Source organism: Roseateles sp. PN1 (genome assembly GCF_038419725.1).
Taxonomy (GTDB): Bacteria; Pseudomonadota; Gammaproteobacteria; order Burkholderiales; family Burkholderiaceae_C; genus Paucibacter_A.
Genome location: NZ_JBCARA010000001.1, coordinates 166578 through 193360 on the forward strand (window position 1 = coordinate 166578; position 26783 = coordinate 193360).

General features: G+C 65.9%; 17 protein-coding genes. 9 read left to right on the top strand and 8 right to left on the bottom strand.

Annotation, left to right across the window (positions count from 1 at the left end; translation table 11 throughout):
* Positions 1 to 144 precede the first annotated feature (144 nt).
* Positions 145 to 2733 (top strand): zinc-dependent metalloprotease, encoded by a 2589-nt coding sequence (locus AABB87_RS00610; RefSeq protein WP_341969162.1) that lies wholly within the window; start codon positions 145 to 147, stop codon positions 2731 to 2733.
* A gap of 74 nt (positions 2734 to 2807) precedes the next feature.
* Here the strand turns inward: AABB87_RS00610 and AABB87_RS00615 are convergent, their stop codons facing one another.
* The 4 genes from AABB87_RS00615 to AABB87_RS00630 form a co-directional block, all read right to left on the bottom strand.
* Entirely contained in the window at positions 2808 to 3230 is a 423-nt protein-coding gene (locus AABB87_RS00615) for a hypothetical protein (RefSeq protein WP_341969163.1), read from the bottom strand.
* A gap of 151 nt (positions 3231 to 3381) precedes the next feature.
* Positions 3382 to 4512: a patatin-like phospholipase family protein gene (locus tag AABB87_RS00620; RefSeq protein WP_341969165.1), complete on the bottom strand. Its 1131-nt coding sequence runs from the start codon at positions 4510 to 4512 to the stop codon at positions 3382 to 3384.
* A gap of 72 nt (positions 4513 to 4584) precedes the next feature.
* Positions 4585 to 6279, bottom strand: coding sequence for an AMP-binding protein (locus AABB87_RS00625; protein WP_341969166.1), 1695 nt, complete (start codon positions 6277 to 6279; stop codon positions 4585 to 4587).
* A gap of 254 nt (positions 6280 to 6533) precedes the next feature.
* Entirely contained in the window at positions 6534 to 7847 is a 1314-nt protein-coding gene (locus AABB87_RS00630; protein ID WP_341969167.1) for a tryptophan--tRNA ligase, read from the bottom strand.
* A gap of 278 nt (positions 7848 to 8125) precedes the next feature.
* Between AABB87_RS00630 and AABB87_RS00635 the strand changes: the two genes are divergently transcribed.
* Positions 8126 to 10402: a putative bifunctional diguanylate cyclase/phosphodiesterase gene (locus tag AABB87_RS00635; RefSeq protein WP_341969169.1), complete on the top strand. Its 2277-nt coding sequence runs from the start codon at positions 8126 to 8128 to the stop codon at positions 10400 to 10402.
* A gap of 54 nt (positions 10403 to 10456) precedes the next feature.
* Here AABB87_RS00635 and asd read toward each other — a convergent pair whose 3' ends face one another.
* A complete protein-coding gene (asd, locus tag AABB87_RS00640; protein WP_341969668.1) occupies positions 10457 to 11272 on the bottom strand; it encodes an archaetidylserine decarboxylase in 816 nt (271 codons plus the stop codon).
* 135 nt (positions 11273 to 11407) lie between these two features.
* Here asd and AABB87_RS00645 point away from each other — a divergent pair, with 135 nt between their 5' ends.
* The 5 genes from AABB87_RS00645 to AABB87_RS00665 all read left to right on the top strand — a co-directional run bounded on the left by AABB87_RS00645 (position 11408) and on the right by AABB87_RS00665 (position 17852).
* Complete coding sequence (locus tag AABB87_RS00645; RefSeq protein ID WP_341969170.1) at positions 11408 to 13507, top strand: aminotransferase class V-fold PLP-dependent enzyme; 2100 nt, start codon at positions 11408 to 11410, stop codon at positions 13505 to 13507.
* 130 nt (positions 13508 to 13637) lie between these two features.
* Positions 13638 to 14471: an oxygen-dependent tRNA uridine(34) hydroxylase TrhO gene (gene trhO, locus AABB87_RS00650; protein ID WP_341969171.1), complete on the top strand. Its 834-nt coding sequence runs from the start codon at positions 13638 to 13640 to the stop codon at positions 14469 to 14471.
* A 78-nt stretch (positions 14472 to 14549) separates the two neighbouring features.
* Positions 14550 to 15854 (top strand): UDP-N-acetylglucosamine 1-carboxyvinyltransferase, encoded by a 1305-nt coding sequence (locus AABB87_RS00655; protein ID WP_341969174.1) that lies wholly within the window; start codon positions 14550 to 14552, stop codon positions 15852 to 15854.
* A 12-nt stretch (positions 15855 to 15866) separates the two neighbouring features.
* Positions 15867 to 16901 carry a TIGR02285 family protein gene (locus tag AABB87_RS00660; RefSeq protein WP_341969176.1) on the top strand — a complete coding sequence of 345 codons (1035 nt, stop codon included), beginning with the start codon at positions 15867 to 15869 and terminating at the stop codon, positions 16899 to 16901.
* An 18-nt stretch (positions 16902 to 16919) separates the two neighbouring features.
* Entirely contained in the window at positions 16920 to 17852 is a 933-nt protein-coding gene (locus AABB87_RS00665) for a pseudouridine synthase (protein WP_341969178.1), read from the top strand.
* Here AABB87_RS00665 and AABB87_RS00670 read toward each other — a convergent pair.
* The 3 genes from AABB87_RS00670 to AABB87_RS00680 are packed head-to-tail and all read right to left on the bottom strand — an operon-like array spanning position 17770 to position 24820.
* Positions 17770 to 19230, bottom strand: a complete 1461-nt coding sequence (locus AABB87_RS00670) for a TAXI family TRAP transporter solute-binding subunit (protein WP_341969180.1) — start codon at positions 19228 to 19230, stop codon at positions 17770 to 17772. The two genes, AABB87_RS00665 and AABB87_RS00670, sit on opposite strands and share 83 nt — an antisense overlap.
* Positions 19231 to 19276: 46 nt before the next feature.
* Entirely contained in the window at positions 19277 to 20356 is a 1080-nt protein-coding gene (locus tag AABB87_RS00675; protein WP_341969182.1) for a flavin monoamine oxidase family protein, read from the bottom strand.
* A gap of 60 nt (positions 20357 to 20416) precedes the next feature.
* Positions 20417 to 24820 carry a DEAD/DEAH box helicase gene (locus AABB87_RS00680; protein ID WP_341969184.1) on the bottom strand — a complete coding sequence of 1468 codons (4404 nt, stop codon included), beginning with the start codon at positions 24818 to 24820 and terminating at the stop codon, positions 20417 to 20419.
* Positions 24821 to 25085: 265 nt separating this feature from the next.
* On the opposite strand from AABB87_RS00680, the gene AABB87_RS00685 reads away from it, so the two are divergent.
* Positions 25086 to 25871 carry an MBL fold metallo-hydrolase gene (locus AABB87_RS00685; RefSeq protein WP_058721261.1) on the top strand — a complete coding sequence of 262 codons (786 nt, stop codon included), beginning with the start codon at positions 25086 to 25088 and terminating at the stop codon, positions 25869 to 25871.
* A gap of 312 nt (positions 25872 to 26183) precedes the next feature.
* A complete protein-coding gene (locus AABB87_RS00690) occupies positions 26184 to 26648 on the top strand; it encodes a pilin (protein WP_341969187.1) in 465 nt (154 codons plus the stop codon).
* The last annotated feature ends 135 nt before the right edge of the window (positions 26649 to 26783 follow it).

The window sequence follows — 26783 nt, forward strand, 5'->3', positions numbered from 1 at the left end:
GAGAAGCCGGTGGCCATTCAGGGCACGCTGACCCTAGCTCTAGGGGGCGGGCGGCTTGGCTCCGGGTCAACCCTAGCGAGATGACTTTAGTGATTGCTGCGCGCCGGGTTCAGAATTCGGGCACCGGAGAAACTGAGGACATCCATGACTTTGAAGACACACCCCAAGCGCCAAGCGCCGGCCCTGAGCGCCATTGCCTTGGCTGGGCTGATGTTGGCTGCGCTGAGCAGCCAGGCCCAAGAAGCGCCCGCGCCCGCAGGTGCTGCCGCCAGCGCGGCCGCCCCCGGTGCGCGCCCCCCGGCCGCAGCGCCGGAACAGGAGCCCAAGCCCTTCGACAAAGTCATCACCGCGGATGCCAAATCGCAGTCCGGCCTGTTCAATGTGCATAACGTCAAGGGCAAGCTGTACTTTGAAATTCCCAAGTCCTTGCTGGACAAGCCCTTGCTGATGGTGGCCACGGCCACCGCTGTGCCCACCGGGGTGGACCATGTGGGCAAGGCGCTCAACGAAGATGTGGTGCGTTTTGTGCAGCAGGGCAACAAGCTTTACTTCCAGACCGTCTCGCATGCGGCAGTGGCCGACCCGGCCCGGCCCATCGCCAGCGCGGTGGAAGCGGCGCAGCGCGACACGGTCTTGATGAGCTTCCCGATCGAAGCCTTTGGCAAGAACGGCGCGCCGGTGATCGAGGTTTCACGTCTTTTCAGCGCCGAGGTGGGTGATTTCTCGGCACGCGGCATCCTCAAAGGCTCGGGCCTGGACGCCTCGCGCAGCTATGTTGAAACCAGCCGCGCCTTCCCCACCAGCTTGCGTGTGGATGCGGTGCAAACCTATGGCTTGATCAATACACCGCCGGTGCTGCCGCCGGGCTTGCCGCCGGGCTTTGTGCTGCCGCCGGTGCCGCCCAAGAGCGCCAGCGTCAGCGTGGCCTACAACATCGTGCAACTGCCCGAAAAGCCCATGCAGGCGCGGGTGATGGACGATCGGGTGGGCTTTTTCAGCATCGCCAAGGTGGACTACGGCAGCGATGCACACGAAAGCAAGCGCGAACGCCTGATCACCCGCTGGCGCCTGGAGAAGAAGGACCCGACGGCCGCGCTGAGCGAGCCCGTCAAGCCCATCGTTTGGTACATCGACAAGAGCACGCCGACCAATCTGGTGCCCTTTGTGAAGCGCGGCATCGAGGCCTGGAATGTGGCTTTCGAGGCGGCCGGCTTCAAGAACGCGGTGCAGGCGCGGCCCTTCCCGAGCAAGGAAGAAGATCCCGAGTTCGACCCCGCCGATGTGCGCTACAGCATCATCCGCTGGGTGCCCTCGCCAATCCCCAATGCCTATGGCCCGCACCTCAGCGATCCACGCAGCGGTGAGATCCTCAACGCCAATATCGTGATGTATCACAACATCATGCAGTTGCAGCGCGACTGGTACGTGACGCAGGCGGGCGCGGTGGACAAGCGTGCGCAATCGCTGCCGCTGCCGGACGATTTGATGGGCGAACTGGTCGGCTATGTGGTGACGCATGAGGTCGGCCACTCGCTCGGCTTTCCGCACAATATGAAGGCCAGCTCGCTCTACCCGGTGGACAAGCTGCGTGATGCCAAGTGGCTCAAGGAAATGGGCCATGTGCCCACCTTGATGGACTACAGCCGCATCAACTATCTGGTGCAACCGGAAGACAAGATCGACCCGGCCCTGCTGATCCCCAAGATCGGCCCCTACGACATCTTCGCCACCCAGTGGGGCTACACCCCCATCCCCGAAGCCAAGACAGCCGCCGCCGAAAAGCCGGTGCTGGACAGCTGGATTCGCGCTCAAGACAGCAAGCCCTGGCTGCGTTTCACCTCACCGAAGGGCGAGGGTGAATATGGCGACACCACCGAGGCCGTGGGTGACGCGGATGCGGTTTACGCTACGACGCTGGGCATCAAGAACCTGCAACGCATCGTCAAGATGCTGCCCGGCATGACGCTCAAGGCCGGCCAAGACGACAAGACGCTGGAGGACCTCTATCGCGCCACCTGGTCGCAGTGGGGGCGTGAGCTGGGCCATGTGGCGGCCATCGTCGGCGGCTACAACTACCACAACAAGCATGGCGGGCAAGCCGGCGCGGTCTACGCGCCCGCAACCAAGGCCAAGCAGGCGCAGGCCGTGGCTTTCTTGAATGAGCAATTGTTCAAGACGCCGAGCTGGTTGTTTGAGCCAGCCATCGTCGAGCGGGTGCGTCCGCAAGAGCCCGGCAATCTGCTGCTGAACCAGCAGCGCAATGCCCTGCGCAGCCTGCTGGACCGCAGCCGCCTGGCACGCTTGCAGGCACAGGAAACGGCCGCCGTCGATGGCCAGGCCTACCGCGTAGATGAGTTGTTAGCGGACTTGCGCGCCGGCATCTTCGGCGAGCTGCAACTCGGCGGCAGCAAGATCACGGCAGCACGCCGCAATCTGCAGCGCGCCTATGTTGAGCAGCTGGGGGAGCGCCTGGTGGCGGCCGGCGGCGCCGGCACCGATGACGCCAAGGCATCCATCCGCGCCGAGCTGAAGACGCTCAAGACCCTGTTCGCCGCCAGGGCAGGTGCGGGCGACCGAACGGTGAAGGCCCAAGCCGATGAGCTGCTGGACCTGACCAACCGTGCGCTCGACCCACGCGGCCTACCGGCCCCGAGCACGGCTGCCGCGCCCATGCCCGGCGCGCGTGGGCTGAGCGACTCGCATGGTCACGATGAGAGCTGCTGGCCACACTGAGATCCGGCGATCTCCCTGAAAAAAAGCCGCCCGGTTTGCGCCGGGCGGCTTTTTCTTGTCTGGGTGAGTGCGGTTCAGGGCTGGTCTTTCTTGTCAGGGGCTGCGGCATCAGAGCCTGACTTGATCGCAGCCACGGCCTGGGCGCTCAACTCGGCGCTTTTGTCTGCGGCCTGTTTGGCCAGTTCGGTGGCCTTATCAGCCGCTTGCTTGGCCAATTCCGAAGTCTTGTCCGCCGCATGGTTGGCAGCTTCCGCTGTTCTGTCGGCTACTTCGGTGGCCACCTCGGCGGCCTTCTCGCTGGCCTTGTGCGCCAATTCGCTGGCGCTGGTCACCGCCTCGTGGGTGGCTTCCTTGGTGGCGTCCCAGGCGCTGCTGGCGGCGGCCGATGCCTTGTCGCCCAGCACTTCGGCCTTCTCGGCCACTTGCTTGCTGGCTTCGGCAATTGCCTCACCGGCGTCGTGAGCGGCTTCTTTGACTTTGTTCCACAGGTCTGACATGGCGTGTTCTCCCAGGCTATTGATGTGATCCAGGTCCTCGGCGGGCGCAGTGCAGTACAGCCCGCCGTGCTGGCCAAATCATTCTGCGTGGGTAGGCCCGGGCATGGGTGACGAATACGTGACTTGTCCCTGATGTCCCCGACTTCGGGCCTCAGTCGCCGTGCACGGGCATGCGCAAATCGTCCAGATAGTCGCGCTTGATATTGATGCTGCTGCGTTGGCCCAAGTCTTCGCTGTGCTGGGCCAGCCAGGCTTTGGCATGGCTGCGGCCCAAACCGTGTAGGCCTTGGATCAGGGTGGCGTCGGTGGAGGTCTTGCTGCTGGCGCCAAAGGCATCCAATTCAGCGCCGCCGTCGATCCGGTGCATCAGCACGTCTTTGTAATGCGCCGGGTCCAGCTTGCCTTCGGCCAGCAGGCGTTTGACGAAGTCGATGGCGCGCATTTCGGCCACCAGGCCGGCGTTGAAGGTGACTTCGTTGATCCGGTCCATGATTTGCGCGCTGTGGGTGGGCAGCTCGTCACGCCGGATCGGGTTGATCTGCACCAGCACGATGTCGCGCCCCTGGCATTGGTAGATCAGCGGGTGAATAGCGGGGTTGCCGCAGTAGCCGCCGTCCCAGTAATGCAGGCCATCGATTTCAACAGCCCGAAACAAGGTGGGCAGGCAGGCCGAGGCCATCACCGCGTCCAGCGTCAGGCGCTTGCCCGAGAACACTTCGGCCTTGCCGCTGCGCACCTCGGTGGCCACCACGAAAACCTTGGGCGCGGTGCCGGCTTGGCTGGCGTGCGCCAGAGCGTCGAAGTCGATCTGCCCGGCCACAAAGTGGCGCAGCGGGTTGATGTCCAGCGGATTGCTCTGGTAGGGCGAGAGGGTGCTGGACCAGAAGGTGCTCATCGCATTCATCCAGCTGGCGGCGGGTGAGTACTCGCTGCCGCAGGGGCCGAAGAGCAGGGAAAACGGCGCGCGCTCCGCGGCCGTCAGGGCATTGCCCAGCGCGCCCATGCGCACGATGCCATCCCAGAAACTTTTCAGCGCTTCCCGCGCGGCCTCGCGGGGGTCAGGTTTTGCCTTGGCTTGCGCCTGGGCAAAACCATGGGCCATGGCCACTGCATTCATGGCGCCGGCGCTGGTGCCGCTGATGCCTTCGAAGCTGATGCGGCCATCTTCCAGCAAGGCGTCCAGCACGCCCCAGGTGAAGGCGCCGTGCGAGCCGCCGCCCTGCAAGGCCAGATTGACGGGCGCTTGGATCGCTGGGGCTGACCGGGTTGGAACAGGGCTCATGAGGCGGGCTCGGGCTGACGACGACCGGGCCATTGTGGCCCGGCGCCGGCAGCAAGCCCGTTGCCGCGCCGATCAGTCGCCGAAGACCACCGGCTTGCGCTGCGAGGCCCAGCCTTCGAGCTTGGGCCCGTAGACCTCTTCGATATGGTTGCGCTTGACCTTGAAGGTCGGGGTGATGAAACCGTTGTCCACCGTCCAGGGCGTGGTGATCACGGTCACGCAGTCGAGTTGCTCATGCGGGTCGAGCTTGGCATTGACGGCGGCCAGGTGGGCGCTCAGGCCTTCGCTGATGGCGCTGCGGTCGGCCGCGCTGGCGCTGGCCACGGTGGGCGAGAGCATCACGATGCCGACCGGCTGGCCCAGATTGGCGCCGGTGACCACGCAGGCCTCCACGCCGGGGTAGGCGCCCAGGCTGTCTTCGATCGGCGCGGGCGCCACATACTTGCCCTTGCTGGTCTTGAACAAGTCTTTGACCCGGCCGGTAATGTGCGCGCAGCCATGCTCATCAATCTTGGCCTTGTCACCAGTGCGGAACCAGCCGTCCTCGGTCATGACCTCGGCGCTGAGCTTGGGCTCTTTGTAATAGCCCAGCAACAGAGCCGGGCTGCGCATCTGCAACTCGCCATTGGCGGGGTCGATGCGGCATTCCACACCCTTGTAGGCGGGGCCCACGCTGCCGGTCTGGTCGCGCCCGGGGATGGTGATGTGCGAGACCGCCAGGTTCTCGGTCATGCCATAGCCCTCGTTGATGGGCAGGCCCAGGCGGCGGTACCAGTTCAGCAGAGCCACCGGCATGGGTGCGGCGCCACCAGCGGCGATGCGGCACTGATCCAGGCCCAAGGCCTTCATGATCTTCTTGCGCACCAGGCCACCGATGATGGGTAGCGACAGCAGGAGCGCCAGCTTTTTCTCCGGCATCTTGGCTTGCACACCTTGCTGGAACTTCACCCACAGGCGCGGCACCGAGAAGAAGATGGTGGGCCGGGCGCGCTGCAAGTCAGCGGCAAAGCTCTCCAGGCTTTCGGCGAAAAACACCGAGAAGCCAAAGTGCAGCCAGCCATGCTCGACCAGCACGCGCTCAACGACGTGGGCCAAGGGCAGATAGCTCAGCATGCGGTCTTGTGCGCCGATATCGATGCGTTCACGCGCCGCGCCCATCGCCCAGGCAAAGGCGCCGAAGCTGTGCATCACGCCCTTGGGCGCGCCGGTGGTGCCCGAGGTGTAAATCAGCGTAGCCAGCTCATCGGCCTGGCGTAGGGGCTGGCCCTGGATGGGGGTGTTGCGGGCGCAGATGGCGTCCCAGCCTTCGTAGGCTTTGATGGCTTCAGGCGGCGACAGCGGGTAGCTGATGCAGGGCAAGCCTTCAGGCACGCCGGCCTTCATGCCGTCCCAGCCATCGAGCTTGCCGATGAAGCAGGCACGCGCCTCGCTGTGGGTCAGGATCTGGCGAATGGTCTCGTGGGCCAGGGTCGGGTAGAGCGGCACCGAGACATAACCCGCCATCCAGATGGCCAGATCACTCATCAGCCACCAGGCGCAGTTCTTTGACAGGATGGCCACTTTGGCGCCGGGCTCCCAGCCTTGTGCGCGGCCCATCGCCTGCAAGTGGGCGGCCATGCGGCGGGTTTGCTCACCCACCTCGGCCCAGGTGAATTCCTTGACCTGGCCGCCGCCCATGGGCTGCGTTAGCACCACACGTGTCGGATCGGTTTTTTCCCAGTGATAGAAGCGTTGCAAGGCCAAGCTATCGGCGGCAAGGGTAGGCATTGTGTTTGTCTCCTGTCTTTTATGTCACGCAATCTAGCGCGTTCGGGCGATTGAGATTAGCGGGTAATCCGGGAGAAGGCGTCGATTAGAGCCGCGGCTCGAACAATCGTGCTGTTTGCGCCCACTCGCCAAGGGCTGCGCCTGCGCTAGCGCGCAGTACAGGCGGTCTTAAGGTGTCGGGGAACCGCCCCTGGCCCGTTTGCTGGGCAGGGGCAGGGGAGGTAGCGCGGCCGGGTCGGGGCGATCCGGGCCGATCAGCCGGCTTCGGCCTGCTGCAGCGCGCTCAAGGCGGCATTCAGCACGGCCGGGTCGGCGGCCAAGTCCGCTTGCTGGGGCAACTCGGCCAGGGCTGCGGCGCCTTCGCGCTTGAGGCGGGCCACCCATTGCCCGGCGGCACGGCCTTCGGCAAAGCCCTGGCTTTGCAGCAGCAGCGTGCCGTCGACGGCGTTGAGCTTGAAGTAGAACTGGCCGTCGGCCTCGCGGTATTGCTTGAAGACGGGCAGCGCCGGCTTGGCCGCCTTGGCGTGGCCCGCTTGCGGGGCGGCAGCGCTGGCCACAAAGCTGCGTAGGCCCACGGCCTCGCGGGCACGCGCCAGCAAGGGGCCGGCCAGGCGGCGCGCCTTGGCGGCACCTTCTTGCAGAATGGCTTCGAGGCGCTCTGGGTGAGCCATCAGCTCGGCATAGCGGGCACGCATCGGGCCAATCTGTGCTTCGATCAATTCGAACAGCTGGTGTTTGGCCTCGCCCCAGGCCAGGCCAGCGCGCAAGGCGGCGCGGAAGTCGGCGCGCTGCTGCGGCGTGGCGAAGGCGTCGTAAATGGTGACCAAGGCCTGGCCCTCGGGGTCCTTGGGCTCACCGGGCAGCTTGGAGTCGGTGACGATGCGCGCAATCGCTTCCTTCAGCGCCTTGGCGCCGCCTTCGAACAGCGGAATGCTGTTGTCGTAGCTCTTGCTCATCTTGCGGCCGTCCAGGCCGGGCAGCAGGGCCACATCGTCCTCCACATTCGCCTCGGGCAGCACGAAGAAGTCCTGGCCGCCGCCGAACTGGTGGTTGAAGCGCTGGGCCACATCACGCGCCATCTCGATGTGCTGAACCTGATCGCGCCCGACCGGCACGCGGTGGGCGTTGAAGATCAGGATGTCTGCCGCCATCAGGATGGGGTAGCTGTAGAGGCCCATGGTGATGCCGGCATCCACGTCCTCGCCGGCAGCGGTGTTCGCATCGGTGGCGGCCTTGTAGGCATGGGCCCGATTCATCTGACCCTTGGAGGTGACGCAGGTCAGCAGCCAGGTCAGCTCAGGGATTTCGGGGATGTCGCTCTGGCGGTAGAAGGTGACCCGCGAGGTGTCCAGACCGGCGGCCAACCAGGTGGCGGCGATTTCCAGGCGCGAACGCGCAATCCGCTCCGGCTCATCGCATTTGATCAGGGCATGGTAATCCGCCATGAAGAAAAAGCTCTCCACGCCGATTTCCTGACTAGCGGCAATGGCGGGGCGGATCGCGCCGACGAAGTTGCCGAGGTGCAAGGTGCCGGTGGTGGTGATGCCGGTCAGAACGCGTTGAGTCATGGTGGGTCAGGATGCTGTGCTTGAGATCGGAAACGCGGGCGGCGGCCAGCGCGGGTGGCGCCTGGGCTGCTGCCATGTCTACCCGCATTGTCTCAGCATGTGAGCTGCCCGAAATTGTTGCCCAAGCGATGCGCCAACTTGCTCAGCCGGCTGCGCGCCAGCAAGAATCATGTGGAGCTTGCCGTGCCAGCGGCTAGGATGGCTTTGACCTTTCCTCTTCACTGTCCTTGTGGCTTGCGTACCTTCTGCCGGCTAGGCTGCAATGCTTCTGGAGTTTCATGACCGCCCTGATCCTCACTGGCGCCGGACTGAATGCCCTTTTGGGGCTGGCTCTGTTGATGCTGTGGCGTCAGGCGCCGCAGCATCTGTATGTGCGCTACTGGGGTTGGAGCTGGATTTTGTTGTCGGGCGCGCTGGCTTTGGGCCTGGGTTTGTTGCCGGAACAGGACGGCAGCTTCGGCCACAAATTGTTGGTGGGCACGGCCGCCGCCCTGGCGATGGGCTCCATGGCTTTGCGTACCGGCGGTGCGCGGATTTACCGCCGGCTCAGCTGGAGGCGCCAAGTTTGGTTGCCGATTTTCCTGCTGCTGATGGGCAGCCTGATGGGCTTGGCGGAATTGGACCACCGCTACGCCGTGCTGGCTGCCTCTATTTATCTGGCCGTGGGTGCTTGGCAATGCGCTTGGTGGCTGGGCCGGGGAGGCAATTCGGGCGAACGTTTTGTGGCCATGTGCTTTGTCACGGCCGGGTTTGCCCATATCTTGACGCCAGTTTTTGACCCCCTGGGGCGCTCGGCCGTGCCGCATATTGCGGGCCTGTTTGTGCAAACCACCTTGTCCTTGGGGCTGATGTTTTTGTCGGTGGCGCGCGCGCACAAGGAAGCGCGCCAGCAGGCCGAGCGCTTTTCTCAGCTGGCCGAGCATTCCCTGCAAGGCCTGCTGGTGGTGCAGAACCACAAGCTGGTCTATGGCAACCCCGCGGCCAAGAGCATCTACGGTGTGACGGACGCGGACTTGGCGGTCAGCCGCAATCTTTTGACCCGTTTGGTGCCCCCAGACCAACAAGAGGCGATTCGTGAACGCAACCGCCTGGTGATGGCCGACCCCAAGGCCCGTATCGAATGGGAGGGCGGCCGCATGACCATGGACGGGCGGCAGATCTATGTGCGCGGCTTGTCCAGCCATATCCAGTGGGACGGTCAACCCGCCGAGCTGATGGTGATGATCGACGACAGCTCGCGCCAGCGTGCGGTGGACGCCTTGCTGCGCCAGGCCATGCACGATGAGTTGACCGATTTGCCCAACCGCAACTTCGCCGTCGAGCGCCTGCGTCAGCTCACCCGCACCGGCTCCGCGCCCTTTGCCCTGATCTCGGCCGACCTGGACCGCTTCCAGCTGGTCAACGAAAACCTGGGCCATGAGGTGGGTGACGCCTTGCTGCGAGCGGTGGCCAAGCGCCTGAGTCTGGAGTTGCCGGTGGAAGCCACCTTGGCGCGCCTGGGCGAAGACCAGTTTTTGGTGCTGCTCGAAGGTGTGGCCGAGCCGCAGGCGGTGCAGAGCCAAGTCGAGCTGCTGCTGGATTTGCTGCACAGCCCCTTCGCCGTGGAGGGTGCCGAGTTGTATGTGCACATGTCGGTGGGCGTGGCGCTGTTCCCGCGCGATGGCCTGGACGGGGCCAATCTGCTACGCGCCGCCGATGCGGCCATGCACCGGGCCAAGGCGCGGGCCGGCACGGCCTTTGTGTTTTTCGAGCCCAGCATGAAGGGCGATTCGCGCGCCCGCCTGGAGGCCGAACAGGCGCTTGGCCGCGCCATCGCCGAGCAGCAATTTGTGCTGGAGTACCAGCCCAAGTTCTTGTCGCACTCACGCAAGCTCTGCGGCTTTGAAGCCCTGGTGCGCTGGCAGCGCCCCGACTGGGGGCGGGTCAGCCCGGCGGACTTTGTGCCCGCGGCAGAGCGCACCGGTCAGATCAATGCCCTGGGCGGCCTGATCCTCGATATGGCCATGCGCCAGCTGCGTGAATGGCAGGACTTGCATGGGCGGGTGCTGAGCCTGGCCGTCAATGTCTCGCCGCTGCAGTTCGAGGATGGCGCTTTTGCCAGCGGCCTGCTGGGCGAGCTCAAGGCCCGTGGCCTGCCCGCCACCTGCCTGGAAATCGAGATCACCGAGACGGCGGCCATCGCTCATCTGGATCAGGTGATGCCGCAGCTGCGCCTGCTGCGCGCGGCCGGCGTCTTGTGCGCGCTAGACGACTTCGGCACCGGCCAGTCCTCGCTGACCATGCTGCGCAATCTGCCCATCAGCGCGATGAAGCTGGACCGCAGCATGATCGCCCCGCTGCCCGAGGCCGGCGCCAGCGCCGTGGTCAAGGTGACTTGCGCCCTGGGTCAGGCGCTCAGCCTGGACATCGTGGCCGAAGGGGTGGAAACCGAAGAACAGGCCGCCGCCGCCGAGCAACTGGGCTGCACCCAGCTGCAAGGCTATTTGCTCGGCCGGCCTTTGTCAGCCGAGCAGGCGGGCGCTTTGCTGGCGGATTGGGCAGGGCGCGCGGCCTAGGCAAAGGGCAATGCCGGGGACGCAGCGCGGGTCAGCGTCCGCCTTCGGAACTGCTTACCTTGTCGCCATCACCTCACCCAGGCGCACCGGCCCGGCCGGCTGCCACGCCGGGTTGAAGGCCAGGGCATCGCCCTGCCCCTTGGGGAAGAGCATCACCACGGTGGAGCCCAGCAGGAAGCGGCCCAGCTCATCGCCCTGTTTGAGCACGATGTTCTGATCGGCGTATTGCCAGTCCCGCAAATGGCCCGGGCGCGGCGGGTTGACCACGCCATGCCACACGGTGGCCATGCTGCCCACGATGGTGGCACCCACCAGCACCATGATCCAAGGGCCTTGCGGCCCTTCGAACACGCAGACCACGCGCTCATTGCGCGCGAATAGGCCCGGCACGCCCTCGGCCGTGACCGGGTTGACCGAGAACAGCTCGCCCGGCACATGGATCATGCGCAGCAGGCGGCCATCGCAAGGCATGTGGATGCGGTGATAGTCGCGTGGGCTGAGGTAGAGGTTGGCGAACAGGCCGTCGCGGAACTGCGCGGCCAGCGCCGCGTCACCGCCCACCAAGGCGGTGGTGCTGAATTGATGGCCCTTGGCCTGAAAAATCTGCTCGCCCTCGATGCGGCCGAACTGGCTGATGCGGCCGTCCACCGGGCAGATCAACTCGGCCGCCGCAAGCGGGCGGGCGCCGGGCTTGAGGGCGCGGGTGAAGAATTCGTTGAAGCTCGCGTAGCTGGCGATATCGGGATTGGCCGCTTCGGCCATATTGACCTCGTAGCGGGCGACGAAGCGGCGGATCACACTGGTGGTCAAGCCACCCAGTCGGGCCGAGGCGAATTTGCCGGCGATCCAGGTCAGTGCCTGCTTGGGCATCAGGTATTGGGGCAGGACTTTGATGCGGGCGTTAGGCACAGTGAAGACGGGTGAGCTGAAGCGGTGCGGGATTGTAGGTGGGCGCTGGGGGCTCTGGCGGGGGTGGTTACGATAGTCACTTAAGAATCAAATCGTATGGACAGCATGGAAATCTACCTCGACGCCAATGCCACCACCCCGGTGTTGGCGCAAGCCGCACGCGCCGCTATGCAGGCCATGGCGGACGACTTTGGCAACCCCAGCAGCGTCCACAGCACCGGCCTGAAGGCCCGCGCCATGATGGACGCCACGCGTGAGCGGGCCAAAGCCCTGCTGGACACCGGCAGCGGCCAATTGCTCTTCGTCAGCGGCGCCACCGAGGGCATTCAAACCGCCGTGCTGTCGGCCCTGCACGCCTTGCGTGAGCGCCGCGATGGCGGTGACCTTCAGGCTGAACTGCTGCTCTACGGCGCCACCGAGCACAAGGCCGTGCCCGAGGCGTTGCGGCATTGGAACGATGTGCTGGGCCTCGGCCTGCAGGTCCTAGCTATTCCGGTCGACCGCCTGGGCCATCACGATTTGGACTGGCTGCGCCGCGAAGCGCCGCGCGCCGGCCTGGTCTGCACCATGGCCGCCAATAACGAAACCGGCGTCATCAGCGACCTGGCCGGCATTGCTGCCGCGCTGGGCAGCAGCCCCTGTTTCTGGATGGTGGACGGCGTGCAAGCCCTGGGCAAGCTGCCGCTGAAATTAGCCGGCACGCGCATCGATTACGCGCCCTTCTCCGGCCACAAGCTGTATGCGCCCAAGGGCATTGGCCTGCTCTATGTACGTGAGGGCGCGCCCTTCACCCCGCTGATGGCGGGCGGCGGGCAAGAGGGCAGCCGCCGCTCGGGCACCGAAAACATGTCCGGCATTGCCGCTCTGGGCGCCGTGCTGGCGGCGCTGCACGATGGCCAGACCTTCCGTGACCACGCCACGCTGAGCGTCTATCGCCAGCGCTTGGCCGATGCCTTGCTGGACGCCTTCCCCGGCCTGGTCTTCAATGTGCCGCTGGATCAAAGCCTGCCGACCACGCTCAATTTCGCCGTGCCGGGCCTGAGCTCGCGCCTGCTGCAAGACTTGTTTGACGCCGCCGAATGCCGCATCAGCGGCGGCTCGGCCTGCAGCGCCGCCAAGGCCCAGCCCAGCTTTGTGCTGCAGGCCATGGGCTTGCCGGATTGGCAGGCGGCCGGCGCGGTGCGCCTGTCCATCGGCCCGGCGGTGGACAAGGCCTTCATCGACGAAGCCTGCGCCCGCATCCGCGCCTGCGGTGAATCGCTGCGCCGCAACTGCATGAGCCCGGCGGACAACCTGGCGGTGGAGGGCGAAGGCATCACCCGCTTCACGCTGGAAGGCGCTTGCTGCTATTTGATTGCCGATGCCGCCGCCAAGCGCTGCGTGCTGATCGACCCCTTGCCCGAACAAGTGCCACGCCTGGCGCAATTGCTGGCTTGCCAGGGCTATCCGCTGCTGGCCGTGCTCAGCACCAGCGGCGACGCCCTGCATGCCGAGGCGCGCCAATTGCTGGCGGAGGAGCTGCCAAGCTTGGGCGCGGATTGCGTGCAAGACATCGACGCCCTGGGCTGGCCGGCGCCAGCGACGAGTATTGATCTCGGCGCCCAGCAACTCAGCCGCGTGCGCCTGGGCTCGCCAGGCGATCGCCCGCAACAAGCCCTGCTGCTGAGCCGTGAGGGCCAAGCACCCCACATCGTCTTCACGCCGCTGGGCGTGGAGGAGCTGCCGGCTGAAGCGCTGGCGCAGCTGCCGGCCCACGCTTTGTTTGCGCCGGCGCAGGACGCGGCACAAACACTGGCGCAAACGCTGGCGCAGCGCGCCGCGCCCGATAGCGCCACGCCGGACCTGCAACTCGAGGCGGCCCAGCTGGCCGAGTTTGTTGCGAAATATCCCGATGCGCTTTTGATCGATGTGCGCGAGCCCTATGAGCAGTTCCTGACCAATAACCTCGAACTGGCGGGCCTGGGCCCACGCCAGGCCGTGCCGCTGTCGCGCCTGCTCAATGCCCTGCCGGATTGGTTGGCCGCGCCGCGTCCGCTGCTGCTGTACTGCCGCAGCGGCAACCGTAGCCGCCAGGCCGCGCAAGCGCTGGCGCGTTTGGGCCACACGCAGGCTTGGTCGCTGAGCGGTGGGTTGGCATTGTTGCCGGCTCAGGCCGCCTTGGGCGCCGCGCTCAGTGATCCAGCTTTGATGGTCTGAGGCCGGCTCGGCAAGGGGCGCCAAGCGGGCAAGGTGTCCGAACCCGCCGCGCCTGGCCCAGCAATGAATGGTCAAATAGGCGTTGGCTCGGCAGCTCTTGCTGGGCCAGAACTTTCTTGCTCCAGCGCCCATGTCAGACCTTTCCGATTCCCATATCCACAGCTCGTTTTACCGCTTTGTCACCCTGGCTGAGCCGGAGCGCGTGGCGCAGCGCCTGCGTGAGATCAGCACTGAGTTGGGCGGCAATATCCTGGTCGCGCCCGAAGGCATCAGCGCGGCGATTGCCGGGCCGGCGCAGGCGCTGGCCAAGTTCGAGCTGGCCTTGCAGCAAGATCCCGTTTTCGACGGTGCCTTCACCGGCATGTGGTTCAAGCACAGCGCTTGCACGACCAAGCCTTTCACCCTCATCAAAGTGCACACCAAGCCCGAAATCGTGGCCTTCGGTGTGCCGGGCGTCAGCGGTTTGCCGGATGCCAGCAAAGCCAATACCCATGTGCCGCCGGCGCAGTGGCGCGAGCTGATCGCCCAGCCCGATGTGCTGGTGCTGGACAACCGCAATAGCTTCGAGTTCAAGCTCGGCCGCTTCAAGAACGCGGTGGACCCGGAAGTGGCGCATTTCCGCGACTTCCCGGCCTATGTGGCCAGCCATGCTGAGGAATGGAAGGCCGAGGGCAAGCGCATCGCCATGTATTGCACCGGCGGCATCCGCTGCGAGAAGACCAGCGCCTGGATGCAGGAGCAGGGCCTGGACGTCTACCAACTCGATGGCGGCATCGTCAACTATTTCAAAGCCCTGCCCGACGCCGAGCGCGACTGGGAGGGCGAACTCTTCGTGTTCGACAAGCGCATCGCCATCGACACCAAGCTGCAGGAAACCTCCACCACGGCCGAAGAGGTTTACGCCGGCCTGCCCGATGAAGCCTGGCGCCTGGCCCGGGCCAAGCGGCTTGACCCTGGCGCCTGAGGTCTTCAGCCCAAACACGGATAATTGCACTCGCCGCCCCTGCTTGCGGGCGGCCCATTCCCTACACGCCCACGCCTCATGTCCAATTTGATCGTCCACGGCGGCACGCCACTTGCCGGCCGCATCATTCCTTCGGCCAATAAGAATGCCGTGCTGCCGGTGCTGTGCGCCACGCTGTTGACCCGTGAGCCGGTGCGCCTGCGCGGCGTGCCGGAGATCACCGACGTCAAGAAGATCCTCGAGGTGTTCCGCAACCTGGGCAGCTTGGTGTCCATGGACTACGCCAGCGGCGTGCTCGATGTGCACCACCGCGACACCCATTTCGACGCGGCCAAAGACCGCCTGCCCGAGGAAATGCGCAGCTCCATCATGCTGGTGCCGGGCCTGATGGCGCGCTTCGGTGCCGCCCGCATCGAAGACGATGTGACCGGCTGCACCCTGGGCGTGCGCGAGATTGACCCGCATGTGGAAGTGTTCCAGCGCTTCGGCGCCGAGGTGACGCGCCAGCCCGACGGCCTGGTGCTGCAAGTGGCCCAAGCCAAGCTGCGCGCCAACGATCACTGGACCGACTACGCCTCGGTCACCACCACCGAGAACTTCGTGCTCTGCGCCGCCCTGGCTGCTGGCCGCTCCACCCTGACCAATGCCGCTTCCGAGCCGCATGTGCAGGAGTTCTGCACCTTCTTGCAGATGTTGGGCGCCAAGATCGACGGCCTGGGCACTTCGCGCCTGAGCATCACCGGCGTGGACGCCCTGGGCGGCGGCGAGTTCACCTTTGCCGAAGACTTCCACGAAATCGTCACCTTCTTGGCCCTGGGCGCCATCACCGGCGGCCAGGTCGAGGTGCGCAACTCCACGCCCGAGCAGTTCCCCTTGTTGGACCGCACTTTCGCCAAGTTCGGCGTGCAGATCGTGCATGAGAACGGCTGGTCCCGCGCGGTGACGAATGGGCCGCTCAAGGTCAAAGAACCCTTTACCCGCAACATCTTGCAAAAGGTGGAAGCTGCTCCCTGGCCCTATGTGCCGGTGGACCTGCTGCCGATCTTTGTGGCCCTGGGCATCAAGGCCGAAGGCAGCGTGATGTTCTGGAACAAGATTTACGACGGCGCCATGGGCTGGACCTCGGAGCTGAGCAAGTTTGGCGGCCATGCCTTCTTGTCTGACCCGCACCGCATGGTCACTTTCGGCGGCAAGCCCCTGCATGCCGCCGAGGTCGAAAGCCCCTACATCATCCGCGTGGCCATCGCCCTGCTGATGGTGGCGGCCAGCATCCCCGGCCGTTCAGTGATCCGCAACGCCACGCCGATCCGCCGCGCCCACCCGCAGTTTGTGGAAAACATCTGCAGCCTGGGCGCCCGCATCGAGTGGGTGGAAGGCGAGTAAGGCTAGGTGGCGGTGCTGTTGTTCTTGATGCGCGCCAAGCTGGGTGCGGCGCAAGCGACGCTTGCGGCTTTGGCGGGCATGGCCATGGCCCTGAGCGCTGGCGGCGCAGCTGCTGGCCCCGTGGTGGCCGCTGCGAACGCATCTCCGGCTGCATCGCCCGGCGCGTCGTTCGCGCCGACGGTGGTCGCCGCTGCCGAGCCACCGTTCACGATGCAGTGGCTGGTGCAAGACTACCCGCCTCATTTCAGCTACATCAATGGCCGCGCGCCGCGCAGCATCGACGACATTGGCCGCGGTGAGATCGACGGCTTCTTGCGGCTCATGGTCGAGCGCATGCCGCAGTTCCGCCATGGGTTTGTCGATGCCGGCATGCCCCGCTTCGAGACCCTGGTGCGCCAGGGCCAGACCATCTGCTCGGTGCTGCATGTGCGCACGCCGGAGCGCCTGAGCTGGCTCTACTTCACCCATATGTATCCGCCGCAGTTTTCGCGCCAGATCCACGTCATCGTGCGGCGCGACAAGCTGGCCCAGTTCACACCGGACGCCGCGCAGCCTTTGAGTTTGAGCGAGATCTTGCAGCGCAAGGACCTGGTGGGCCTGCTGCCGCGCGGGCGCTCCTTCGGCCCCAAGATCGATGCCTTGCTGCAGGCCCAGGGCGAGCAAGCGCCCAAGACCTTGCCCAGCGGGCGCGGCAACCATTTATTGGCCATGCTTCGCGCGCAGCGCATGGACTACACGCTGGAATACCCCTCTATCGTTGACGAGTTCGACAAAAGCGCCGAGGGCAGTGCGGCTGGCCCCGAATTGGTCAAGCTGCCGATTGCCGAGGGCCGCAGCACGGCGGTGGCCACGGCCGCATGCAGCCGCACGCCCGAGGGCCGCAAGGCGATTGCCGCCATCGACCAGGTCGTGCGCAAGCTGGCACAAGATCCGCAGCGCGAGGCCTGGATCCGCGCCTGGCGCGGCCCGCAGGCCGACGAGCAGGACCTGGTCAATATCCGCCGCTATATGGATGAACGCGCACGCAGCGGGCCGCAAATCGAATGAGTCGCTAGTGAGTCAGCCGTGAGCCGCCCGCCCAAGCTTGATTTGCCGCTGCGCAACGGTGTGGCCGCCAGCGCGCTGGCTTGCCCGGCCGGGCATTGGGCCACGCTGCTGGACTTTTTGAGCGAGCGCCTGCCGCGCGTCAGCCGGGCCGATTGGCTGGCGCGTCTCCAGGCGGGCGAGGTGCTGGATGCTGAGGGTCAGGTCTTGCCTGCCACGGCGCCTTACCGGGCCAGCAGCCGCATCTACTACTGGCGCCACCTGGCGCAAGAGCCGCAGATTCCGTTCGAGGCAGAAATCCTGTTTCAGGACGAGTATGTGTTGGTGGCCGATAAGCCGCACTTCCTGCCGGTGCTGCCGGCCGGCCGTTATGTGCAGCAGACCCTGCTGACCCGCTTGCGCCAGGCCACGGGCCTGGCCGAACTCACGCCTGCGCACCGCATCGACCGTGAAACCGCCGGCCTGGTGCTGTTCAGCCTGAAGCCGGCCACGCGCGGTGCCTATCAAAACCTGTTCCGCGACCGCGCCGTCAGCAAGGTTTACGAGGCGATTGCCCCCTTCCGGCCAGAGCTGAGCCTGCCGCTGCTGCGCTGCAGCCGCCTGGAAGAACGCAGCGAGGCCTTTATGCAGATGCAGGAAGTGGCGGGTGAGCCCAATGCCGAAACCCAGATCGCGTTGCTGGAGCGGCTGCCCGATGGTTTGGCGCGTTATGAATTGCGACCGAAAACCGGGCAAAAGCACCAGCTGCGCGCGCAAATGAGCGCCCTGGGCCTGCCGATTCTGGGTGACCGCATCTATCCGCGCCTCTTGCCGGAAGAAACCGAGCCGGACTATCGCCAAGCCCTGCAACTGCTGGCGCGCAGCCTCAGCTTCACCGACCCGGTGACGGGCCAGCTGCGCCACTTTGAGACGCGGCTGGCGCTGACGGGGGCGGTGCCGCTGACGCTGACGTAGTTGCCGTCGCCGCCGTCGCCATCCCCATCGGCGTGGTCTCCAGCTTGCGCCTGATCATGGCGATGTGGGTGCGCAGGGCGTAAAGCTCGTCGGCATAGCTCAGTGGCACCTTGATGCCGGCCACATGGGCTTCGATTTGATCCAGCTCCTGCTTGAGCTGATCCGGCGCGCGCTGGCCGGCCGCCAGCTCCAGCTGACGTAACTGGCCATACCAGCGGAACACGCGCGAACGCAGGCGCAACTCAACGATGGGCGGCAAGAAGCGGGAGGCCGGCAAGAGCACGGCCAGCAAAGGCAGCAGCACGATCCACATGCGGTCGAAGAAATTGGCCAGCCAGAAAGGCAGATAGCGCTGCAACCAGGGCGGGCCGCTGCGGTAGAAGCGCTCGGCCTCGGGTGAGACCGGGAAGATGGGTGCTTGCAGATTGGGGAACTCACCCTGGCGGCTGAACCAGCCGGCCTGGCTGTGCACCTTGACGGCCGCTTGCACCAGCAATTGCACCAGGGCCGGGTGCAAGTCTTCCCGCACCACCAGGGAGGCGGTGGTGGCGATCATGCGCACCTCTTTGGCCGGGCGGTCGGCCGCGGGGTCGATCAGGCCGCGCGGCATGCGCAGCGGGTGCAGAAAGCCGAGCCGGCGCACATAGGCCTCGGCCTGCTCAAACTCGAACAATTGCACGCCGGGCGTGTGCAGCAGGTATTGCACAAACGGCGCTTCCGGGGCGGCGACCATGGCCAGCGCATCGTCCTGGCCCTGCACCAGGCTGACGACACCGTTGACCGTGCCGGCGCCGCCGCGATGCAGGGTTTGCGCCGGCACGCCGCCCAAGGCCGCAATCTGGCGGAACATCGGCCCGGTGCCAGCACCCGCCGGGCCGCTATTGATGCGCCAGTTGCCGAGCTGATTCAAACGCGTCAGCGGCTTGCCGGCGAGCAGGCGCTGGGCGCTGTCTTCGCGGTAAAACAGCCACAGCGGCTCGTAGGCCACGCTGCCCAGGGTCACCAGGGTGGGCTCGGGGTTGTCGCGATCGGGTGGCTCCACGCCGCCCTGCACAAAGGCGGCATGCACGCCGGAGCGGGGGTCGCGCAGCAAGGCCAGGTTCTCGGCCGACCCTTGCGTCGGCCGCAGCTCCAGCTTGACGCCTTGGGCTTGCAGCAAGGGCACATAGCGCTTGGCAAACTCGGCATAAGCGCCTTGCTCAGGCCCGGTCGCCACCACGATGCGCTTGGCCGGCGTGGGATCCAGCAGCCAATAGGCCAGCACGAGCAGGGCGGCAGTCAACACCAGCACAAAAGCCAAGGCCCAGGGCCCGGGCTCGGGCAGGAAGCGCGGTTGCTGGCGGGGGGCAGGCGTGGACGTTGGGGCGGCGGTGCTCATGGCGGCACGATAGCGCAGGGGCTGGCTTGATGGGCGCTGAGTTCGCTTAGGCCAGCTTGCTTGCAGCCTCGGCCGCTTCCAGTGCGCCCTCCAAGTAGCCCCCCGAATGCGGTGCGAATTCGGTGCCAGCCAACCAGAGTCGGCCTTGCCAATCGGCCGGCACGCGGCCGGGCGCATAGCTGGGGTGATGGCCGAGGGGGGCATGGTCCAGGTGATGCGCGGTGTAGGGCTCGCTGGCCCAGTCCTGCAGCGCGGTACTCAGCGGCCGTCCTGCTTGAGGCCCGAACAAGCGCGCCAACTGGGCCAGCGCCCGCTGACGCAATGCTTCTTCGCCCATGCTTTGGCGCTGGGCGGCTGATAAGCCGATGAAGCCGAACAGCGCAGCGGCCTCGCCGCTTGGGCTGGAGGCGTCGTGGATCTCCGCCATGGGCCCGCGCTGGCTCATGGCCGCACCCGACAAGCCTGCCTCGCGCCAAAACGCACGTTCATAGACTGCAACAAACTTGGCTTGGCCGGCCATCCAGGTCGGCGTCCGGCGCCAGGCTTGCACTTGTTCGGGCGGCCAAGCGGGCTGTGCCGGCAACTCCGCCAGCAGGCGCGGCGGCAGCGTGCTGATGACGCCAGCGGCCGGCTGCACATCGCGGCGCTCGCCTTGGCGCAGCAGCAACTCCACGCCGCCTGCGGGCCGCAGCTGCAGCCCTTCCACCACCGTGCCGGGCCGGTAATCCACATCGCTCAACAAGGCTTGTATGCCCGAGACCAGGGCGGCCATGCCGCCGGCAATGCGCATCGAACGCGGCGCTTGCTCCCAGCTTTGGCCCAGGCGGCGCAGGCTGCCATCCTGCCCTTCGAACAGGCCGGCGCCCTCGCTGTGCTGCGGGTAGCTGCTGAGCCCCAGGCGTTGCACCCAAGCACTCAGCAGGGGGTTGAGCTCGGGCCAGTACCAGGAGGGGCCCAGGTCCAGCTGATGCGCGGCGGCCTCAGCACCGGGCAGGCTCAGGATGCGGCCACCCGCACGCTCGCGCGCCTCCACCAGCAGCACCGCGCGGCCGGCCGCTTGCAAACGCCAGGCGGCATGCAGGCCGCTCAGGCCCGCGCCGATCACCACGATGCTTGATTCAGACACGTCTTGCTCTCTCTTGCATTTTTTGACTGTTGCCGTTCGCGATGGTCAGCACGCATTCACTCAGCCGCGCAACAACTCCGCCAGCGCCTTGGCATCCAGAACGGTGGCCTCTTCCTGCCCTTCCAGAATGCCATCGGCCAGGCCGCGCTTGTCGCGGTGCAGGTCGATGATGCGCTCTTCCACCGAGCCGGCGGTCACCAGGCGGTAGACCGTCACCGGGCGCTTCTGGCCCATGCGGTGGGCGCGGCCGGTGGCTTGGTCTTCGGCGGCCGGGTTCCACCAAGGGTCGACGATCAAAACGTAATCCGCCATGGTCAGGTTGAGGCCGAAGCCGCCCGCCTTCAGGCTGATCAAGAAGACCTCACCCTCACCGCGCTGGAAGGCCGCCACACGCTTGGTACGTTCGGCCGCCGGGGTGCTGCCGTCCAGGTATTGGTAACTCACGCCCATGGTGTCGAGTCGCTCGGCCAGCAGCTTCAGGTAGTCGGTGAACTGGCTGAACACCAAGGCCTTGTGGCTGCCGTCGACCAGCTCGCGCACCACGCGTTCGAACTCGGCCATCTTGGCGCCCACCAGGCCCAGCTCCGGCGCCACCAAGCGCGGGTCGCAGGCGGCGCGGCGCAAGCGCATCAGCTCGGCCAACACCTGCATGGGCGCGGCCTGGCCACCCGCGGCGGCCTTGGCCACGGCCTCGCTGGCATTGCGCCGCAGCGCTTCCAGAAAGCTTTTTTCCTCGCTGCTGGGTTGCACCAGATGGACGATCTCGGTGCGCGGGGGCAGGTCTTGCAGCACTTGCGTTTTGGTGCGGCGTAGCAAGAAGGGGCTGACAAGGCGGCGCAGGCGCTGGCGGGCGGCGTGATCCTGGTGCTTCTCGATCGGCGTCGCGAAGCGCTCGCTGAACTGGCTGGCCGTGCCCAGCAAGCCGGGGTTGATCAGGTTCATGATGGACCACAAATCGGCCAGGCGGTTTTCCACCGGCGTGCCCGACAAGGCCAGGCGGAACTCGGCCTTGAACTCGGCCACCGACTTGGCCCGCTTGGTGGCTGCGTTCTTCAAGGCTTGCGCCTCGTCCATCACCAGCGTGGCCCAGGGCTTGTCGGCCAGGCTCTCGCCATCGATCTGCGCCAAGGCGTAAGAGACCACGATCACATCGCCCGGCCCGGCCGTGGCGATCATGGCGGCACGCTCCGCCGCGTTGGCGCTTTCGCCGTAGATTTTGCAAGTTAGGCTGGGGGCGAAGATTTGCGTCTCGGCCTGCCAGTTGCCGCACACCGAGGTGGGCGCCAGCACCAGGGCCGGCCCGGCTTCGGCGCGGGTCAGCAGCAGGGCCAGGGTCTGCACGGTTTTTCCTAGGCCCATGTCATCGGCCAAGCAGGCGCCCAGGCCGGCTTGGGCCAGCCGGCTCATCCAGGCAAAACCCTCTTGCTGATAACTGCGCAATTCAGCGCGCAGGCTTGGCGGCACGGCGGGCTGAAGGGCCGCGGCCTGGGCCAGCGCGTCCATGCGGGCCTGCCAGGGTGAATCGCCGGCCAGCTGCATATCGTTCAAGGTTTCTTCCAGCCAAGAGGCCGCCGCCTGGGGCAGTTGCAGCTGATCTTTCTTGGCCACGGCCAGGGCGTCGAGGTCGCGCAATTGCTGGCGCAGCTGCTCGCTCAGGGCCAGGTATTCGCCCTCGCCCAGGCGCACAAAGCGGCTGCGCGAGGCACGCGCCAAGCTCATCAGCTCTTGCAGGCTGAGCACGCGTTGCTCGTCCAATTTCGCCTCGCCCTGCAGGCCCAGCCAGTCGCGCCCGCTGCTGACCTGCACATTCAGCGCCGGGCTGGCCAGTGGGCTGACGCGCAGGGGCTTGCCCTTGGGCCAGTCCAGCGCGGCGATGCCGGGCAGGCCGGGCAGCAGCTCGACGGCGTGCAGGGCTTCTTCCGGGTCATTCAACTGCCAGGGCGAGGCGGGGCTGAGTTCAGGGTCCAAAAACGGCAGGGCTTCCAGCACCTGCTCGCGGGCAGCTTGCTCGGCGGCCAGGTCGCGTTCAGTGGCCAGGCTCACGCCTTCGTGCATGCACATCAGGCGGGCGCGGCCCTGGCCCGGGGTGACGGCGGGGCCGAAGGCGCCGAAGGGCTGGGCCACCAACTGCAGCTGCAAGCCCTCGCCCAGGGGTTTGAGTTGGGCGCGCAAGCGGCTGTCGCCCGCCACCACCTGGCCGGCTGTGGCGTCGCTGTGCAGCTGGAAATGCGCGCTCAGCACTTGCAGGGCCGCACCCAGCTCAGCGGTGGCGCTGGCGGGCACGGTCCAGCCCTGCGCCACCAGTTCGGCCACGCGGCGCTGCGCCGCGCTGATGCGGATCAGGCGGGCACGTTGCGGGCCGTCGCGCACGATGCGCAAGGCCTCGCGCTTGGCGCTTTCCAGCTCGTAATTCGTGCCCATCCAGCCGTCCAGCCGGGGCGCGCCGCGCGGGATCAGATCGGGCAGGATGCGGAATTCGAAATGTTCCCCGTCGGCGCCGGTTTTCTTTTGCACTTCCAGCTCGGGTTGGGCTTCGAGCAGTTCCAGCCATTGGCCGGGCGCGTCGGCCAGCATCACGGCGGGGTGGCCGACCAGGGCGATGGCCGCCTGCGTCACATCGAGCTGAAAGCTGTTGGCGCCGCTGTAGGGGCTGCGTTCGATGTGGCGCAGCACGGCGTTGTCGCGCGCATGCGGTTGGCTGTTTTTCTTCAGCTTGGCGAGGCTGATGGGTTTGAGCTTCTCGACACCGCGCGCGCTCACGCTGCGCTCCAGCGGCTCCAGCTTTTGCACGCGGGCTTGGCTGTCGAGGGTGAGCGACCAGGCCAGGTCGAGGGCACTGGCCGTTGCACCGGCTTTGCCTTCGGGCTCGATCGCCAGCGCGGTGATGGCGGCCAGGGCGTCGCGCCAGGCTTCGCGCGGGCCACCGAGGAAGGAGACGGGTGCTTGGGCTTGGGCTTGGCCGCCCAGCGCGACCGTGATGCTGCCGAGTTCCAGCCGTTCGGCGGCCTGGGCAGTCCAGGCGGCATGCCAGAGCTGGCCGGTCTTGGTCAACTGGTTCACCAGGGTTTGGGCGGCCAGCGGCTCCCAGCCCGGCGCTGGCTTGCCCAGCCAGGCGGCGAGCAAGAGGCGGTCGGCCGCCTGGGGCAGGCCATGCTCGCGCACTTCCAGGGCGGGCACATATTGCAGGCAGGCCGGGTCGAAAGTGACCTCGCCCAGCCGCGCGCCAATCACATGGGCCCAGCGGCCCCATAACTCATGCGGCGAAGGGCTGCGCGAGCCCGATTCGCTCACGCAGTATTTGCGCGCTGCGTCCCAGAGCTTGGGATCGTCTTGCGCCAGCAAGCAGCACACATAGATGCGCGACAGGTCTTCGCTGAGCGGCGCGCGGCGCAGCTTGTGGGCCTTGCGCACTTCCTTGATGCCCAGCTCAAAAGTGGCGGCGGCCTCGGCCCATTGCCCGCGGGCGGCGGCTTCTAGGGCCTCGAAGGCTGGCAGGGCCGGGTCCTCCAGGCCGGCCAGCAGCTCACGCATGGCTTTGAAGTTCAGGCCCAGCGCTTGCCGCTCGGCCAGCATGGCGCGCTGCGCTGCCGGCACGTCCAGCGGCTTGCTCGTGAAGCGCGCCAGCAACCATTGCTCCAATTGCAAGGCGCGGGCGTCGTCCGCCGGCAAGATGCGCAGGGCTTGGGCCAGCAAGGTTTCCAGCAAATCAGGCGCCACCCGGCCCAGGGCCTCGGGCATCCAGGGGCGGCACAGCACATCGCTCATGCGAGCGGGCTCTTGCAACTCATGCCAATAGACCAGGCGCGACTCGAAGTCGACCCGCGGCATGCCCGAGAACATCAGCAGGCGCAGCAGTTTGCTGCATTCATCGCCGCTGCGAAAGCTCAACCAGTTATTGGGCTGCAGCGGGCTGCCGTGGCCCCCGGCCAGCACCCAGGCCAGCCAGCGCCAGTAGTCCTTGGCCTCGGGCCGCAGCAGCAGGGTTTGCAGGCGTTCGCTGTGTTCACGCACATCGGCCACATAGCCGCGCCCTTGCTGCAGATGCAGCAGGCCACGGCGGTGCAGGGACTTCAGGCATTTGCTGATCTCGGCCGGCGTGAAGGCGCGGCCCGAGGGATAGCGTTGCGCATCGGCCGCTTGCAGCCAAAGCCGCAGGCCTTCCACCCCGCGCGTGTTGCCGGCCAGCAGCAGGGCGTCCAGCAGCACTTGTTCGTCGGCGCTGAGTGCACCGGAAGGCGGGGTGTCGTCAGCATCGTCGTCTGAATCGCCTTCGGCCTCGTCCTCCGCTGCTTCGTGCACTCGCCCGGAAGCGCCTGTGTCTTTGGCTTTGCGCCGCTCAAGCTCACCGGCCGCTTTCAAGGTGCGCGCTTGTTCCAGCAACTCCTCCAGCGTCATGCCGGTCTTGCCCGTGGGGGTGATGAATTTCAGGCTGGTAGCGCCCTTGTTTTTGTCATTGGTAGCCATGATGCGCCCAGCAGTGAAGGGCGGAGTATGCCAAGGGCTGGCGCGCCTGGCCCGGGGTGTCAGGCAGCTTTGCCGACGTGAAGGAAATCACGCATTCACGCCGGGGCATACGCGGGGCGTTCGCCTGCCGGAAAAAACCGGTATTGCGCACTTGCGTGTCTTGGCTGGGTGCGTACATTGCGGTCTCTGGGCGCGTTTCTGCGTGAGAGCACAGCATCTCACACATGCCGCGGCAGGATCCCAAAATCCCCATTTGACCCCCTTCATGAAAATTCGCGTCCTCGGTTGTTCAGGCGCTATCGCCGCCGGATTCAAGACCACCGCTTTCCTGCTGGACGACGATGTGCTGATCGACGCCGGAACCGGCGTGGGCGATTTGTCGCTGGAAGCGCTGGCTCGCATTGATCACATCCTGGTCAGCCACTCCCATCTGGACCATGTGCTGGCCATTCCGCTGCTGGCCGATTCGGTCTTGCGCTTGCGCGCCGCGGCCGGCCGCCCGCCGATTCAGGTGCATGGCCTGGCGCCCACGCTCAAGGCGCTGCGTGATCACATCCTGAACGGTGTGATCTGGCCCGACTTCACCCGTCTGCCCTCGGCCGAGCATCCGGTGCTGAGCCTGCATCCTTTTGAGATCGGCGATCGCCTGCAATTGGGCGAGCGCCAGGTCGAGGTCTTGAGCGCCGCGCACACCGTTCCTGCGGTCGGTTTTGCCGTGGACGGCGGCCCGGCCAGCGGCCACGCCCACTGGGTGTTCACCGGCGACACCGGGCCCAACCCGGCCCTGTGGCGCCGCTTGGCCGAACTCAAGCTCTCGCACCTGGTGATCGAAACCGCCTTCAGCGACGAGGAACAGCAAGTTGCCACCGTCAGCAAACACCTCTGCCCCGCCTCGCTGGCCCTGGAGTTGCAGCATCTGCAAGGGCCGGTGGAGGTGCACATCACCCACATCAAGCCCGGCGAGGTGGACGCCGTGATGAGCGAGATTGCCGCCCTGAGCACCGCCCACAAACTTGCACCTTTGCAGGCCGGACAGGTGATGGTGCTGTAGCCCTGCACCCACGATCTCCTTTTATTGGGGTCAGAGTCGATTAATCCTTGCTGCGATTAATCGACTCTGACCCCAAAATTTTTTCTGGCGCCGCGTAGTGCGGACGTAAATTGTCACTTCCTTGTGCCTCAACCTCTTTGTGTCACCTGGGTTGACAATTTTTGTCAGCCCGTGAGGCCCTTGCCCAGCCGGAGCGTGACGAAACGCACGAGAAGAGCGTTGAAACAAGCTGGCACGACCCCTGCATTCAAGGGGGTTGTCCCCCACCCCTCAACGGCTTTTTTATTTGGCTTCGGCCAGGAGATCTCCATCATGAACATGAAGCGCGTCCAACAAGGTTTCACCCTGATCGAACTGATGATCGTCGTGGCCATCATCGGTATCCTGGCTGCTGTGGCCATTCCTCAGTACAAGGACTACACCTCCAAGACCAAGGCCGGCTCGGCTGTGTCCAGCATGGACGGTGTGAAGAAGGCTGTTGCTCTGTGCGCACAGGAAAATGCCGGGTTGGCTGGTTGCAATTCTGGCGCGTTTGGTATCCCTGCCTGGACGCCCACCAACATCCTGACTACGGTTGTTGCCACGAATGGCGTCATCGTCGCTACCTTCACGCCTGCAGCCAATGTTGGCGCCGATCTGGGTGGCAAGACAATTACCTTTACCCCAGTGTTGACCGATGCGCGTCTGTCGTGGACGGTTGCAACCAACGTTGACCAGACAGCCGCGAAGGCTGTGTATGACTCCATCATCAAGAATTCGACCGCTGCTGGTACCTGATACTGATAGCGAGTCCAGGGTCGACATCATGGTCGGCCCAATCAAAAAAGCGCCTCTTGAGGCGCTTTTTTTTGCTTACCCGGCGGCCGAAACCGCTGGCATGGCAATCTCGGGCTATATCGCCCCTTAAGTCGC